At 39.4% G+C, this 15,106-nt stretch carries 12 protein-coding genes; 6 read left to right on the top strand and 6 right to left on the bottom strand.

The window, feature by feature from the left end; genetic code table 11:
- Window positions 1-2: 2 nt before the first annotated feature.
- The 4 genes from trpD to trpA are packed head-to-tail and all read left to right on the top strand — an operon-like array spanning window position 3 to window position 4,407.
- Window positions 3-1,040, top strand: coding sequence for an anthranilate phosphoribosyltransferase (trpD, locus tag CXF76_RS10250; RefSeq protein ID WP_101163604.1), 1,038 nt, complete (start codon window positions 3-5; stop codon window positions 1,038-1,040).
- On the top strand, window positions 1,033-2,397 hold the full coding sequence (gene trpCF / locus CXF76_RS10245; RefSeq protein WP_101163603.1) for a bifunctional indole-3-glycerol-phosphate synthase TrpC/phosphoribosylanthranilate isomerase TrpF: 1,365 nt from the start codon (window positions 1,033-1,035) through the stop codon (window positions 2,395-2,397). The genes trpD and trpCF overlap by 8 nt, the downstream gene beginning before the upstream one ends.
- Window positions 2,398-2,404: 7 nt before the next feature.
- Window positions 2,405-3,589: a tryptophan synthase subunit beta gene (gene trpB, locus CXF76_RS10240; RefSeq protein WP_024590412.1), complete on the top strand. Its 1,185-nt coding sequence runs from the start codon at window positions 2,405-2,407 to the stop codon at window positions 3,587-3,589.
- A complete protein-coding gene (trpA, locus tag CXF76_RS10235; RefSeq protein ID WP_024590411.1) occupies window positions 3,586-4,407 on the top strand; it encodes a tryptophan synthase subunit alpha in 822 nt (273 codons plus the stop codon). The genes trpB and trpA overlap by 4 nt, the downstream gene beginning before the upstream one ends.
- Before the next feature lie 108 nt (window positions 4,408-4,515).
- Here trpA and CXF76_RS10230 read toward each other — a convergent pair whose 3' ends face one another.
- Entirely contained in the window at window positions 4,516-5,094 is a 579-nt protein-coding gene (locus tag CXF76_RS10230) for a type 1 glutamine amidotransferase domain-containing protein (protein WP_101163602.1), read from the bottom strand.
- A gap of 464 nt (window positions 5,095-5,558) precedes the next feature.
- Complete coding sequence (locus CXF76_RS10225; RefSeq protein ID WP_101163601.1) at window positions 5,559-5,828, bottom strand: HU family DNA-binding protein; 270 nt, start codon at window positions 5,826-5,828, stop codon at window positions 5,559-5,561.
- 191 nt (window positions 5,829-6,019) lie between these two features.
- Between CXF76_RS10225 and CXF76_RS10220 the strand changes: the two genes are divergently transcribed.
- Together CXF76_RS10220 and CXF76_RS10215 are read left to right on the top strand one after the other, a co-directional pair.
- Window positions 6,020-6,595 carry an inner membrane-spanning protein YciB gene (locus CXF76_RS10220; RefSeq protein WP_007582487.1) on the top strand — a complete coding sequence of 192 codons (576 nt, stop codon included), beginning with the start codon at window positions 6,020-6,022 and terminating at the stop codon, window positions 6,593-6,595.
- Window positions 6,596-6,660: 65 nt separating this feature from the next.
- Window positions 6,661-7,302, top strand: a complete 642-nt coding sequence (locus tag CXF76_RS10215) for a CPBP family intramembrane glutamic endopeptidase (protein ID WP_101163600.1) — start codon at window positions 6,661-6,663, stop codon at window positions 7,300-7,302.
- 77 nt (window positions 7,303-7,379) lie between these two features.
- Here CXF76_RS10215 and CXF76_RS10210 read toward each other — a convergent pair whose 3' ends face one another.
- The 4 genes from CXF76_RS10210 to prpF form a co-directional block, all read right to left on the bottom strand.
- Window positions 7,380-9,260: a hypothetical protein gene (locus CXF76_RS10210; protein WP_101163599.1), complete on the bottom strand. Its 1,881-nt coding sequence runs from the start codon at window positions 9,258-9,260 to the stop codon at window positions 7,380-7,382.
- 9 nt (window positions 9,261-9,269) lie between these two features.
- Window positions 9,270-10,361 carry a hypothetical protein gene (locus CXF76_RS10205; protein ID WP_101163598.1) on the bottom strand — a complete coding sequence of 364 codons (1,092 nt, stop codon included), beginning with the start codon at window positions 10,359-10,361 and terminating at the stop codon, window positions 9,270-9,272.
- A 62-nt stretch (window positions 10,362-10,423) separates the two neighbouring features.
- A complete protein-coding gene (locus CXF76_RS10200) occupies window positions 10,424-13,456 on the bottom strand; it encodes a hypothetical protein (RefSeq protein ID WP_101163597.1) in 3,033 nt (1,010 codons plus the stop codon).
- A 482-nt stretch (window positions 13,457-13,938) separates the two neighbouring features.
- On the bottom strand, window positions 13,939-15,105 hold the full coding sequence (gene prpF / locus CXF76_RS10195; RefSeq protein WP_101163596.1) for a 2-methylaconitate cis-trans isomerase PrpF: 1,167 nt from the start codon (window positions 15,103-15,105) through the stop codon (window positions 13,939-13,941).
- Between the last annotated feature and the right edge of the window lies 1 nt (window position 15,106).

Raw genomic sequence — 15,106 nt, 5'->3', positions numbered from 1 at the left:
TTATGAGTACACAACCAGAACAACCCATAAATGTTCAACACGCTATTGAGCAACTAATTACTGGGCAATCATTAAGCTACGCAGACGCCAAAGCACTTTTTGATGAAATAATGCAAGGTAATATGAGTGAAATTGAGCTAACCGCCCTACTTATAAGCCTTAAAATTAAAGGCGAAGTAAGCGACGAAATTGCAGGCGCTGCAGCCTCTATGCGCGAAAACGCCGTTGCTTTTACTACCAGCAGTACGCAACTTGCCGATAGCTGTGGCACTGGTGGCGATGGTTCAAACACAATTAATATAAGTACAACGGCTGCAATTGTTGCCGCTGCTGCCGGTATTAACATGGTAAAACATGGTAATCGCAGTGTATCGAGTAATTCAGGCTCAGCCGATTTACTCAAAGCCCTGGGCATTAATATAGATATGAGCCCAGAGCAAGCTGCAAGATGTCTTGAGCAAACCAATTTTACCTTTTTGTTTGCACCGCACTATCACAGTGGCGTACGCCATGCGATGGGCGTACGAACATCGCTTAAAACACGCACTATTTTTAATATTTTAGGTCCGCTTGCTAACCCAGCAGCACCTGAAGTGCAATTGTTAGGTGTGTATAACGAAGCGTTGTGTATGCCAATGGCACAAACACTTAAAACCCTTGGCACAAAGCGCGCTATGATTGTTCACGGCTCGGGCACTGACGAAATAGCCCTACACGGCCCAACAACGGTAGTTGAGCTAAATAATGGCGAGATTACGCAGTACACACTAAACCCAAGCGACTTCGACCTTGCAAACTATTCACTTGAACAACTCGCTGGTGAAGGCCCACAATACAACGCAAATGCTAGCCTCGCCATCTTGCAAGGCAAAGGCACAGATGCACATAATGCTGCTATTGTGGTTAACGTAGCTGCTCTTTTATACCTAACAGGTAAAGCAGAAACGTTAAAAGAAGGGGCAAAACAAGTACAAACATTATTAAGTTCAGGGCAAGCCATGAACACACTAAGTGCAATTATTGAGGTAAGTAATGGCTAATGTATTAGACAAAATTGTTGCTGATAAAAAATTAGAACTAATTGAAAGAAAAGCTGCGCGCCCGCTTGAAAGCTTTAAACACCTTGCGGTGCCTACAAGCCGTAGCTTTTATAAAGCACTTGCAGCACCTGGCACACAGTTTATTTTAGAGTGTAAAAAAGCATCGCCTTCAAAAGGGTTAATTAGAGAGCCTTTTGATTTAACTGAAATTACTTCAGTTTATAAAAAATATGCTACCTGCATGAGTGTGTTAACTGATGCTAAATATTTTCAAGGCAGCTTTGACTACCTCGAATTTGTGCGCAGCCAAGTAGAACAACCGCTTATCTGTAAAGACTTTTTTATAGACGAGTACCAAGTGTATATGGCACGTATTTATGGTGGTGACGCTATATTACTGATGCTTTCGGTACTCGATGACGAAAGCTATAAAGCACTGCATGCTGTTGCCGATTCACTTAATATGTCGGTGTTAACCGAAGTAAGTAATGAAGAAGAAGTACACCGCGCACTTGCACTTGATGCACAAATTATTGGTATTAATAACCGCGATTTACGCGATTTAAGCACCGATTTAGCCACTACTGAAAAACTACGAAAGCTTATTCCGGCTGATAAAGTGGTTATTTCGGAATCGGGTATTTACACCCATCAAGACGTAAAACGTTTAGCTCCATTATGCGATGGCTTTTTAATTGGCAGCTCACTTATGGGCGAGCGTGATTTAGAGCAAGCATGTCGCCGTGTTATTTTAGGCGACAATAAAGTATGTGGTTTAACACGTAGCCAAGATGCACAAGCGGCATATCAAAACGGTGCTGTTTATGGTGGTTTAATTTTTCATCCTAAATCGCCTCGCTATGTCGATTTAGATTGTGCAAGAGAGCTGAGCCAAAGCGCACCACTTAACTTTGTTGGTGTATTTGTAGATGCTCCCATTGAGCAAGTTGCTCAATACGCAAGTGTGCTAAAATTAGCGGCAGTTCAATTACATGGCCAAGAAAGTGACGGTTACATTGCTGACTTGCGTACACAGTTACCAACTAATTGCGAAATTTGGAAAGCCCAGGCAGTTAAAAATACATTACCAACTCCAGTAAATGGGGTTGATCGACACCTTTACGATACACACAGCGACACTCAAGCTGGCGGTACTGGTAAAGCATTTGATTGGTCGGTGCTTAGCGGCGCAACTACACCATTTATGCTCGCTGGAGGCTTAAATCCAGATAATATTAAAGATGCGCTTTTTAAAGGTGCCTTAGGCCTTGATTTAAACTCAGGCGTTGAAGAATCTGCGGGTAAAAAGTGCCCTAACAAATTACATAATGCTTTTACAAGCATCAGAAATTATTGAGGTTAAAATGCAAAATCCAGCTTATTTTGGCGAGTTTGGCGGTATGTTTGTACCCGAGTTACTTGTCCCTGCGCTTAAGCAGTTAGAAAACGAATTTAACAAAGCACAAAAAGATCCTGAGTTTCAGGCAGAGCTAAGTAAATTATTAAACGAGTATGCGGGTCGTCCTACCCCACTTACTTTAACGCGCAATTTAGTTAAAAATCCAAAAGTAAAACTGTACCTAAAGCGTGAAGACTTACTACACGGCGGCGCACATAAAACGAACCAAGTACTTGGTCAGGCGTTACTTACTAAGCGTATGGGTAAAAAACAAGTTATTGCTGAAACAGGTGCCGGTCAACACGGCGTTGCAACAGCGCTAGCGTGTGCCTTACTGGGTTTAAAATGTCGTATTTATATGGGTGCAAAAGACGTTGATCGTCAGCAACCTAACGTATTTAGAATGAAGTTAATGGGCGCAGAGGTTATTCCGGTAACAGCGGGTTCTGGCACATTAAAAGATGCAGTAAATGAAGCGCTGCGTGACTGGTCAGCAAATTACCAAGACGCACATTACCTACTAGGTACAGCTGCGGGTCCTCACCCATTCCCAACAATTGTACGCGAGTATCAAAAAATTATTGGTGAAGAAGCTAAGCAACAAGTACTTAAAGCAGAAGGTCGTTTACCTGACGCTGTTATTGCCTGTGTTGGTGGTGGTTCAAACGCAATTGGTATGTTTACTGACTTTATTGACGAGCCAGGCGTTAAATTAATTGGTGTTGAGCCTGCTGGTAAAGGGCTTGATACAAATGAGCACGGTGCAACAATTTGTAAAGGCACAAAAGGCATATTGCACGGTACTTATACGTACATTATGCAAAATGATGATGGCCAAATTGAAGAGTCTTACTCTGTATCAGCGGGTCTTGATTACCCAGCTGTTGGTCCTCAACATGCATTTTTACACGAAACTGGTCGCGCTCAATACGTTGGTATTACCGACACAGAAGCGCTTGATGCGTTTCAGTCGCTTGCTAAAAATGAAGGGATTATTCCGGCGCTTGAATCAAGCCATGCGTTAGCTTATGCGCTTAAGTACGCAGAGGAGCTAACCGAGGAAAGTGTTATAGTTATTAATTTAAGTGGTCGTGGCGATAAAGATTTAGCACACGTTCACAATGTACTAACTGAAAGAGGTCAGCTATGAGCCAAGTAAAAACGGATCGTTACGGAAAAATGTTTGCAGCGCTTAACGAGCAAAAACAAGGTGCGTTCGTACCATTTGTAACGATTGGCGACCCAGGTAAAGAGCAAAGTATTGCGATTATTAAAAGTCTAATTGACGGCGGCGCTGATGCGCTTGAGCTTGGTATTCCGTTTTCTGACCCAATTGCAGATGGTCCAGTAATTCAAAAAGCTAATATTCGCGCCCTCGATGTGCACATTAACACACAAGATTGCTTTGATATTATTAAAGAAATACGTGAGTATAATGCTGATATTCCAATTGGCTTATTATTGTATTCAAACCTTGTGTTTAAACGCGGTATAGAAGCATTTTATAAAGATGCAAAAGCAGTAGGCGTAGACTCAATTTTAGTGGCTGATGTGCCTCTGCATGAATCTAAAATGTTTAGAAAGTCAGCAATGGATAACGGTGTAGACCCAATTTTTATTGCAACACCAAATGCAGATGACGACACACTTCGCCAGTGTGCCTCTTACGGTCGTGGTTACACGTATTTACTATCGCGCGCAGGTGTTACCGGTACCGATACTAAGGCACAAATGCCAGCGGGTAACATTGTCACCAAATTAAAAGAATACCATGCAGCCCCTGCTCTTTTAGGGTTTGGTATTTCAACGCCAGATGATGTAAAAGCGGCTCTTAATGCAGGAGCAGCCGGTGCTATTTCAGGCTCTGCAGTGGTTAAAATTATTGAAGCTAACCTTAATGATTTACCAACAATGACCGCGCAACTAAAAGCATTTGTAGCTGATATGAAAGCAGCTACATCGCTTTAAGCTAACTAAGGCGTGTTTTATACGCATTAAAAAAGGGCATTTAAAATGCCCTTTTTTGTTTTTTAAAATCAAACGCTATAGCAATATCCAAACGTTTTAAAAAGAAAATTAGTGAGCTTGGTGTTTACCCTCTAAAATCTCTTCAATAAATTTAGCATTGAATGCTTCTAAATCAGCGGGGCTTCGGCTCGTTACTAAGCCTTTATCTACACATACTTCTTGGTCAACCCAATTAGCACCTGCATTAATTAAATCGCTTTTAATACTTGGAAAAGAGGTAATGGTACGGTCGCGCAGTTTATTAATTTCAGCTAACAGCCACGGAGCATGACAAATTGCAGCAACGGGTTTATTTTTTTCTGCCCCAAAAAAGCCATCAATAAAGGCTTTAGCATCTTTATCTTGGCGTAAACTGTCTGGGTTAAATAAACCACCAGGGAGCATAAGCGCGTCGTAATCAGAAGGATCCGCGTTTGTAACTAGTTTATCTACTGTTACTTTATCGCCCCACTTGTCTTCATCCCAGCCCGTAATTTGGCCTTCTTTAATTGATACTATTTCGATGTTTGCACCGGCATCAAGTAATGCGCTGCGTGGAGATAAAAGCTCACTTTGCTCAAACCCATCAGTGGCTAAAATTGCAATTTTTTTGCCTTGTAAACGCGTGCTTGTTTGTAATGTACTCATTGAGATCTCCTTATGTTATACCAACCTGCATAAATCTTTGAGCAATTTAACGAATTAAATCGCACTATAACGTTGTTAAAAATCTTTCATTTAGAACAACTAAATACGAAAAATTTTTGCCTAGTTCTAGCGTGATTTTCTTAACGTTCAATAGACCCCATATATCAGCAGACTGGTATTGTTTAAAAATATGTTCGAAACACACAGTTAAACAGCATAATGCATGCCGATAACAAGCAATTGAAAATAAAGGATTTAATGTAAGTGGGATTTATAATGCCATGTAAATCATTTAGAGATTATGAATAATCTACATAGGTGCGAATTTATTTCCAGCTCATATAATTTAAAGCCACCAAACGCGAGGTATAAAACCTCACCTACAACATATACCCGTAGGTGCGAATTTACTTCGCGCTCATGTAACTTATCTATCAATACGGGGTTTAAAACCTTAAATAAATTTAAAACAGATCTTTTAACGCCTTAGCCGGTTTAAAAACCGCTTTATTAGCGCCTTCTATTTCAATTGCTGCGCCTGTTTGCGGGTTACGCCCAGCGCGCGCTGGGTAATAACTTAGTGCAAACGTACCAAAGCCATTAATTTGAACCTGATCGCCCTCAGAAAGCGATTTAGTAATTACTTTTTGCAAGCTTGAAAGCGCCGCTTGAGAATCTTTTTTTGTTAATTCACTTTTGTGTGCAATGGCAGCAACGAGTTCTGCTTTATTCATTTTAGGCTCCTAAATACACGCCAAATCAGTGTTGGTTAAGCGTGGGAATATGATGATATAAAAAATACCAAACCAAATTGGCAATAAAGCCACGCAGGCTAAGGGTTACAGGGCAACAAGTCAACCTTGTAGTTGCTAAGCTTTATGTGGTAAAAAGCCTTTGACTCTTTTTTGTATAATTTAGGTAGTATATGCACGCATTAATTGAATACATTCCACTCATACTGTTTTTTGCAGTTTTCAAGCTAGTCGATATTTACTGGGCTACCGGTTTATTAATGGCCACTACGCTCATTCAAGTTGCTTATAGCTACTTTAAACATGGAACTGTGCCTACTCGTCAGTGGATATTTTTTGGCATTGCTGCTGTGTTTGGTACGTTAACGCTGGTACTTCATGATGAGCAATACATAAAATGGAAAGCAACACTCATATACGCAGGTTTAAGCTTAACGTTACTTGTTAGCCGTTATGTACTTAAGAAAAATCTCGTTAAAAAAGCGCTTAGCTCAATCCTCGAAAATGCTAATGATACAAAACAAGCCATTGTTGTCCCAGAACCATTATGGGATAAGCTTAACCTAATGTGGGTTGCTATAACTGCTGGCATCGCAGCACTAAACATTTATATTGCATATAATTTTTCGCTCGACTTTTGGGTTAATTTTAAAGTGTTTGGTTTAATGGGTATTACCTTTGTAAGTATTTTTGCCACTATTATTGCCTTGTACAAATACCTCCCTAGTGAAGAAGAACCAGCAAAGTAAGCCCCCTCGTCATAAAAATGTCGTCTTAGCTTGATAGTTTATTAAAAAAATAAGTTGAGACGACCTTGAACGCCAATCAATATCGCTGGTTTGAATTTACCCTCATTTTTGTGTTACTACCCTTGTTGGGTTTGGTATTACGCGAGTATTTAGCTAACTGGCTTATTCCTGCGCTTATTATTTTAATGAGCGTGTGTTGTATGTTGCTACTGGGCGATCCGCATTTTAAACGTTTTAGGCTTACAAGCCTTGGGCAATTTTCTGCTGTTAAAAAACGTGTGTTTAGCTTCTTTTTTTTAGGTGCACTGTTCTCAGGTATGTTTTACGGGATTATTCATCAGGGCAACTGGTTTACCCTTCCCCGTAACTCGTTTAATGATTGGCTTTTACTGTTGCTACTCTACCCAATACTGTCGGTTATTCCTCAAGAATTAATATTCAGAACGTATTTTTTTCATCGTTATAAACGCATCATGCCCAAAAAAGCAGTGCGTATTGTAGTTAGTGCGAGTGTATTTGCGTTGGCGCATATTGTATATGCAAATTGGATTGCAGTAGCCTTAGCATTTTTAGGTGGCTTACTGTTTTCCTATACCTACGCACAAAGCCGCTCAACCGTCGTGTGTGTTATTGAGCATAGTTTATGGGGGATATGGATGTTTACACTCGGGATCGGCAGCTACCTTGATTCAGGCGCATTTAACTAATATAACAAGCATTAAAAATCCGATACTAGAAAACTAATATCGGATTTTGAATATTTCTAAAACCACTTAACTAATGGTTAAAATAACGATTCAAACTCACCATTTGGAAATAAAACACCAGGAATACCACGTACTGCAGTAACATCAGCTAGTTTAGTATCACCAAAATATAAACCGCCACTGTAATTACGGCCCTTTTGCTTTACATCTAACCAACGTCCATTTTCGCCTTTCGCTATTAGATTAATGTTGCCACTAACATCACGAATACGTAAATCTAACGCACGGTTTTTTATGCTAACAAATATATCTGTAGAGGTAAGTTCTGATAAGTTTTCAACATCGCCCACGTAAGCAAACTTAAAATCGCTTGCACCACTCAACGGAAAATCTAATTCAAAAGTAAATGCTAAATCGTCATTATCTTCACCAATAAAAGGCGAAGCCTCTACTGCAGTGATATGAAATGCAGTGTCTTGAATGTCACTTACGTAATCACCATTAAAATCAAAAGTAGATAACGTCGTAGACTCTTCACCTAATGAATTAACAAAGCGATTTAAGTTTAGTGATAAGTCACCTTCAAGTTTACCAGCGGCTTTATTGATAATTACATTGGTAGTTACCTGTGTAATACCTGTGTCGGCTTCTGGATTTAATTCACTTTGAGCATCTATGCCATCAAACTGAATTAGCAACTCACTTACATCTACACTTAAAACCGTAGCACCATTTGTGATCGTTGCGCTCATTACACCTTCAATTTTATTACCTAATACACCACTTACTCTAAATGTTGGAATTGATAAATCAATTGTTATAGGTAAATCATCATATGTGCCAGTTATAGCCCAAGTATAAGGTGATTGGCTGTAATCAATATCTAAGTCACGAAGTTTATATTGTCCTGATGGTGTAGAGCCATCAGCTAGTGGTGAATAATTTGTAATAACTTCGTTTAAAGCATTAGTAAGTGCATCAAGGGTTCTTTGTGTGTCTTCATCAAACGCACTTTCAAGCTCAGCAAATTTTACGTCTAATTCATCTGAATAGCTTTTTTCTTGAAGTCTTGCAGCACCTATAATATTTCGTGTATCAACAAGTAACTCTCTTGAATCTAAGCTTTGAACTTCTGTTGAGCGAGCCTGCCAATTTGTAAATGTAGTTACACTTGCAATTGTTTGCTTAACTTGACCAGCTACATTTTGCAGTAAAGCATTACCTTGGTCGCTAAATAAGTTATCTGTAACATACTGCGCTGCTAAATCGCTATAATCTTGCCATGCCTGTTGGTCAGTCTCTAAGTTAGTAAATGCATTAAAAGCACTTTCAACACTAAACGAACTATCAGCAACACCAGCTAAAATTGCCGCGTAAGTAAATGCATTAGTAACCATTTCTGCTTCAACACTTGCATTTAAATTGCTGTGCGTTAAATGATAAAAAGGCGTGGCTGATAAACTAGCTTGCGTAGCACTAAAGCCTTCATCTGTAATTGCTTTACTCAATGGCGATAAATAAACCGTATTTACACCCGGTGCACTAAATGCATCTGCTTTGTAATTAAGAGTAACGGCTGTCAATTCTTGGTAGTCTATTAAACGGTTTGCGTTTAAGTCATTAACATCACCACGAACTGTTCTGCCACAACCTGTAAAGCGCGGACAAGGTAGAGCAGTATCACTCGGTATAAACTCAAAACTATTAAAAGTAAGTGGAGTTACACTTACACTCGCAGTATTGATGTTTTCGACTTCAATTGATTCTTGCACCACACCATCGCTATCTAAAACATTAAGCGTGCCCTGTGGTGATTGCCAATTAGATACATAAAAACTCACAGAAGAAGATGTAGCAATCTCACTCACTGCAACAGATTCTGAACTGTCACTGTCTGATGAAGAACCACAACCTACTAATGCAATAGCTACCCCTAAGGGTATAATTTGTTTTAACATCTTCATTCCTTAAAACTTAATGTTCACGTACCAATTCACATTAGCATAATAGGCTTTATCTAAATCTAGGCTATCAGTTTGTAAATTAAGACCAAAATACTCGTTTTCTATACCAACTAAAAATGCTTCACTTTTTGTCTCGTAGCCTGCCTGTACTTTCCAATGATCCCAAAAGTGTATACGGCCTTTTAATTGGCTGAACGTGTCTTTGTCGTAACGTTTTAAAGTTAACTGAGTCGAAAATCGGTCGTTTATTCTGTAATCGGCAAATGCTTGTAGTCGCATTTCCATTTCGAAATCATGAGATACCGTATTTCCAAATGCAGATGTTTTTAATGAAACTGTTGGCTGAGTAATAATATCGCCGTTGTCATCTTCGCTAAATGGAATTTCAGTAGTTTGACCCTTTACAGAGCCGCTGTCTTCGTACTCTGTTTTATAGAGCAAATCTTTTACGCTAAAACCAACTTGAAGCTCATCATTTACTTGCCAATCAGCAAAAATATCTAGGCTATATCCAAGTCCTTCAGGTTTTTGTGAAGGTGAAAACTTTTTAAATAATATGTCTTTTGAAAAGTTGTAATCGACAGTTACAGCGCCTTCAACTTCATCACTATAAATTTCACCATTTACAGTGGCATCTTGATAGTGTGAGCTGGCAAAAACAGAAAGTTTAGGTGTTATTGTTAATGCATTTTTATCTAAAAATTTAAAATCATAAGATACGAATACACCATTAGACGTTGCTTGTTTAGCATCAAGGTAATATGTATAAAATCTATCTTCAAACTCTAAATCATTTTTTTCAGTATGAGTGTATTTAGCTGTATCAGGATCAAAGTTAAGAACATAGTCGTAACGACTTTGTAAACCTACCTTAAAATTACCGTAGCCAACACCTACTTCAAATATATTATAGGTAAATGCACTGTCACCCGATTTTAATGGAGCATCAAAATCATCTACAAAAGCTTGTACTGGTTGTGCTTCTGTATAAATTTCTGCGTCAAAGTTGGTAAAAATTTGAAATTGGTTATCTGCGGAAGCAAGAGGAGAAATAAAAGCTGTTGAAAATCCTAACAAGAGAATTTTTTTTTTCATAATTTAATCGCTTTCTATAAAAAAAGGGAAAAGCGCTGCTTTCCCCTTTTATAGTTTAAATATTACTTAGATGAATCAATTAAATCAACATCAGTGTAATCAACTACGTCACCATCAATGTAAGTAATTGAAAGACCGTTTGTTGTTTTAGCTGCAGTACCAAAAGACATCATCATCTCATTGTACATAGCCATAACGTCACCAGTGTAACCTGCACTTTCATTACCAGTAATAGACAACGTGTAACCCATTGCATTATTTACTGTAATATCTAAAGCACTTGCTTCTTCCATGTCGCTGTCAAGGTATGTAGTCATTACTTTAAAGTCTACATCACCAGAAACACCCTCTAATGTAATAGAGCCTGAATCTGTTGCATCATCAGCTGTAATACTTAACATACCAGTGAAGCCAGAATCACCATCCATGATTTCAACATGGTTAGCCGTTTCAGTCATTATGATTTCTGCATCATCTACATTGTCAGCAGTTACTGCGCCATCAAAAGTAAATACTAAACATGAATCGATTTGAGTAGCATCAATTGTACCGGCTGCAAAATCAACACAATCTGTAAGTGCTTGTGTTTGTGTAGCAGCAGTAACAAGCTCAACAGATACGTCATTCTCACCTTTTAATGTAGCGCCCCAAGCAACAACAAGCTTGTCGCCTTCATAAGAAGCCGCTGCATTAATCATCTCACCTGTAGTAGCATTGCTAAGCATTAGCGTAAGATCATCTAAGCTGTAAGCATAGTCCCAATCAGCATTGCGAGTTGATGTGCCTGTACCTGAGTTATTACCCATTTCAGCTAATTCATCAATTACGTCTGCAAGAATATCTGCTGCATCAGCAACTGCATCAGCACCAGTGCCTGTAAGCACAGTCATAGTCGATAATGACTCTGATGTAGCTTTAACAGAAGTTAGTACTTCAAGTTTTGCAACTGCAGTTTCAGCAGCAAGCTGAAGATTATAAGCTGTTACAAATTGCTCGCTAGCTAGTTCACCTTGAGCTACAGCAGCTGTTTGCATAGCTGTAAGCGCATCAATCATTGCTTGTGCGCCTTCGCCTTCAAGAGCTAAGTATTCATTCGCAGCAACAAGTGCTTGTGCAATAGCAATTTCAAGTGCATCTACAGCAGCAGCAAAATCAGACGCAGCAGTAACTGCAGTCATCGCAAGCTCTTTTGCTTCAGCAGCGTTTGCAGCTGTATCTACCATTGCATTTTCTGCGTTAGCAAGTGCGCTAGTAGAAGCCGCTTCAGCTGTGTCTGCTAGTGATTTTTTCTCATCGGCAACGTCTGCAGTGTCTTCAGCAACTAGTTTTGCAGCAGCAAGAGCCACATCAAACTCTGTAATCGCTGCTTCAGCTTCAGCTACTAGTGCAGCTAGTGCCGCGTCGTATGCAACTGTGTCAGTTACAGCAACAGATGCATCTGTTTGCAACGATGTTGCAGAATCAAGAACTTGTTGGTAATCAGAGCTTTGAGTAACTAACGCTTTTGCAGCAGTTACATAGCCTTGTGATTTAACAAAAATAGAGTCTGCTTTAGCTGTTAAATCAGCCGTAGTAGCTTCATTTTTCAGTAATGTAACAGCGCTTACAAATGCAGCTGCGTTATCAGCTGTAAGAGCATCGCCACCCATTGCTTGAACATCTGCAAGTGAGCTTTGAGCTGTTTCAATGCTCATTTCTAATGCAGTAAGTGCAGTTTGAGAAGCAGTAACTTCTACTGTTAAAGCAGCTGCTAGAGCTGTATAAAAATCATCTCCAACTGTACATTCTGCACCAGTACAACCAATTACTTCTAGTGCTTTTTTAACTTTTACTGCAGCGGCTGCAAGGCTCGCATCAGTTGCTGCACCATTTTTAACAGCTTTATCTTTAGCAGCTTTTGCTTTTTTAGCAACATCAGCTGAGTTAGCAGCAAATGCAACTATCTCACCAGCAGTAGGAGCTGGAATTTTTGCTGCGAAAGCGGCTTCTAATGCAGTTTTAATGTCATCTTCAGTACCAGTAGCAATGGCAACAAAAACATTTGCAGTATTTGTAATAGCTGTTTGTAACATTGTCGCTATTGCTGCAATGCTAGCATCAGCATTACCTTTAAACTGGCCTGATTTAATACCAGCTTTAATGCTGCTCATTACATCACCAATTGAAGGTAAACCTTGAATTGAAGATGAAAGCTGTGCAATTGCTAAAATACCGTCAGTAAGTTCTTCTTCGCCATCAACATCACTTAAATCTACAGCGCCGCCGTTAGATAAATCACCAATAATAGCTGAAAGTAAAAGTGCAGCGTCTTGACCCATTACTTGTACAACAGTATCTAAGCTTGCTTTAGCAATTGCGTCTTCATCTACACTTGAACCTGAGTCAAGAACAAGAGCCGCCACTAACGATGTTAAGAAAGTAACATTAGCTTTATAAGAAGCTTCTACATTAGCATCGCCTGCAGAACCACTTACTCCAGATGTATCTGCTTCAACAGCTGGAACAAATTTAACAACTGAAAGCTCTAGGTCAGTTTTGTACCATTCGCCAAACTCAATCGCAGTATCGCCATCATTTACGTCATCTTCTTCTGGCGCTACATCGTAATCGCCACAACCTACGTAAGCATCACAACGTAAAAAGCTATCATCGCCTTCTGCAGACGTTTTAACAGTAATGTAAACTGGTCCAGTAAAGTCATCATCTAAGTAGATGCTGTAACGGCCGCTTTCATCAGTTAATACTTCAGGGTTAGCAGCAATTTTACTTGCTTCTACTGCAGCATCAGCAGCATTTTGTGATAGTGCTTCTTCAGAAAAAGACTCTGCTTCTGCTGAAGCAGCTGAGCGAAACGCAACAGGAACGCTTTGACCAGATGCATCTAAAGTCATTACAGTTACTACTGCACTTTTCATTGAACCTTTAACTGCTTTACCAGTTACTTCAATGTTGAACTGTGCATCACCTGTTGCAGTAAAAGATTCTACAGGTGTAACAGGAATGTTTCTGTCATTGTCCGAACCACATGCTGTTAAGCCTAATGTAAGTGCAACTGAAGCTGCAATAGGTGTAAATTTGATCGTACGCTTTATCATTTATTTCTCCTTGATAGCCTGGAATGAGTATCAGAAATTAGTTTAGTTGATAGTGGCTTGTGTAAGCTTTTATGTTTAAAAAGCATTAAAAAAGTACACAATCATAACCTTTGTTACCAGAACATTAAAAATACCATTAAGCTATATAGTTATGCTACATATTTATACGTTTTATAGAAGTATTTATCTTTATTCTATGAGCTACTTCTTTATCAGCATCTCTATTATTCAATAACCTATAGACACTCATAAAGAACCAGCACATATTGATACAATATATTCACTTTATTAAATGAATATTACATACAATCTAGTTTGTTAATTATATTCTTCAAGTAAATGCGATGGATGAGAGCTAAAAAAGAGGATAATTCGAAAAATTAATGAAAAAGGATTGTTTATAATGAATGTTAGTAGGTTTTACTTTAGCTAAGCAAACGTTTATAAAACTTGTTTACTTACCTAAAGTAAATGTTTAGTAATTACTGAGGGACTCTTACAACCCCTTCCATTAATACACGTGCACTTCGGCTCATACTTGCTTTGGTAACTAGCCAGTTGCCAGCATTATTTTTAGCCTCAGCACCTACTTTTAGCGTGCCCGACGGATGACCAAAGTTAACTTCACTCAATGCGCCTCCACCAGCGGCTATATTTACGAGTGTGCCTTCGATTGCTGCAGCCGTGCCAATAGCAACAGCGGCTGTGCCCATCATGGCATGGTGCAGTTTACCCATCGACATAGCGCGTACTAACAAGTTGATATTTGCAGCTTCAATAAGCTTTCCGCTAGACGCTTTATAATCTAAAGGCGATGCAACAAACGCAACTTTAGGCGTATGTTGGCGAGCTTGCGCTTCACTAATGTTAGTGATTAAGCCCATTTTAACAGCGCCATAAGCACGAATGGTTTCAAGCTTTTTAAGCGCTGCAACATCGTTATTTATATCGTCTTGCAGCTCTGTGCCGGTATAACCAATATCAGTGGCGTTAATAAATATGGTAGGAATACCTGCATTTATCATTGTTGCTTTTAAAGTACCAACACCCGGTACTTCTAAATCATCAGCTACATTACCTGTTGGAAATAACGCGCCATCGCCATCAGCGGGGTCAATAAATTCAAGTTTTACTTCAGCTGCAGCAAAAGTAACGCCATCGAGCTCAAAGTCGCCGGTTTCTTGTACTTCGCCATTTGTCATGGGGACATGCACTAATATGCTTTTTTTAATATTAGCCTGCCACACACGCACAATAGCAACACCGTTATCGGGCACTCGGTTTTTATCGACCAAACCATTACTAATGGCAAAAGCACCCACTGCTGAGGTTAAGTTGCCGCAGTTACCGCTCCAATCTACAAAAGGTTTATCTATTGCCACTTGACCAAACAAGTAATCTACATCGTGGTCAGCTTGCCCACTTTTACTTAAAATTACAGTTTTACTAGTACTTGATGTAGCACCACCCATACCATCCGTTTGCTTAGCATACGGATCGGGGCTGCCAATAACACGCAGTAATAAATTATCCCGCGCCTCGCCTGCTACTTGAGCAGGCTTTGGCAAGTCAGTTAAATTAAAAAATACACCTTTACTGGTGCCGCCACGCATATAGGTTGCAGGCACTTTAATTTGCGGTTTAAACATA

The organism is Pseudoalteromonas sp. 78C3, from assembly GCF_002836695.1.
In the GTDB taxonomy this organism is placed as follows: Bacteria; Pseudomonadota; Gammaproteobacteria; order Enterobacterales; family Alteromonadaceae; genus Pseudoalteromonas; species Pseudoalteromonas arctica.
The sequence above is the reverse complement of the archived record's forward strand: the minus strand, read 5'-3'. Positions and strand labels throughout refer to the sequence as shown.

What these genes read in the sequence shown, in the direction of transcription:
- trpD (WP_101163604.1), top strand. Translation starts at nt 3, where the DNA reads ATGAGTACACAACCAGAACAACCCATAAATGTTCAACACGCTATTGAG.
- trpCF (WP_101163603.1), top strand. Translation starts at nt 1,033, where the DNA reads ATGGCTAATGTATTAGACAAAATTGTTGCTGATAAAAAATTAGAACTA.
- trpB (WP_024590412.1), top strand. Translation starts at nt 2,405, where the DNA reads ATGCAAAATCCAGCTTATTTTGGCGAGTTTGGCGGTATGTTTGTACCC.
- trpA (WP_024590411.1), top strand. Translation starts at nt 3,586, where the DNA reads ATGAGCCAAGTAAAAACGGATCGTTACGGAAAAATGTTTGCAGCGCTT.
- CXF76_RS10230 (WP_101163602.1), bottom strand. Translation starts at nt 5,094, where the DNA reads ATGAGTACATTACAAACAAGCACGCGTTTACAAGGCAAAAAAATTGCA.
- CXF76_RS10225 (WP_101163601.1), bottom strand. Translation starts at nt 5,828, where the DNA reads ATGAATAAAGCAGAACTCGTTGCTGCCATTGCACACAAAAGTGAATTA.
- CXF76_RS10220 (WP_007582487.1), top strand. Translation starts at nt 6,020, where the DNA reads ATGCACGCATTAATTGAATACATTCCACTCATACTGTTTTTTGCAGTT.
- CXF76_RS10210 (WP_101163599.1), bottom strand. Translation starts at nt 9,260, where the DNA reads ATGTTAAAACAAATTATACCCTTAGGGGTAGCTATTGCATTAGTAGGT.
- CXF76_RS10205 (WP_101163598.1), bottom strand. Translation starts at nt 10,361, where the DNA reads ATGAAAAAAAAAATTCTCTTGTTAGGATTTTCAACAGCTTTTATTTCT.
- CXF76_RS10200 (WP_101163597.1), bottom strand. Translation starts at nt 13,456, where the DNA reads ATGATAAAGCGTACGATCAAATTTACACCTATTGCAGCTTCAGTTGCA.
- prpF (WP_101163596.1), bottom strand. Translation starts at nt 15,105, where the DNA reads ATGTTTAAACCGCAAATTAAAGTGCCTGCAACCTATATGCGTGGCGGC.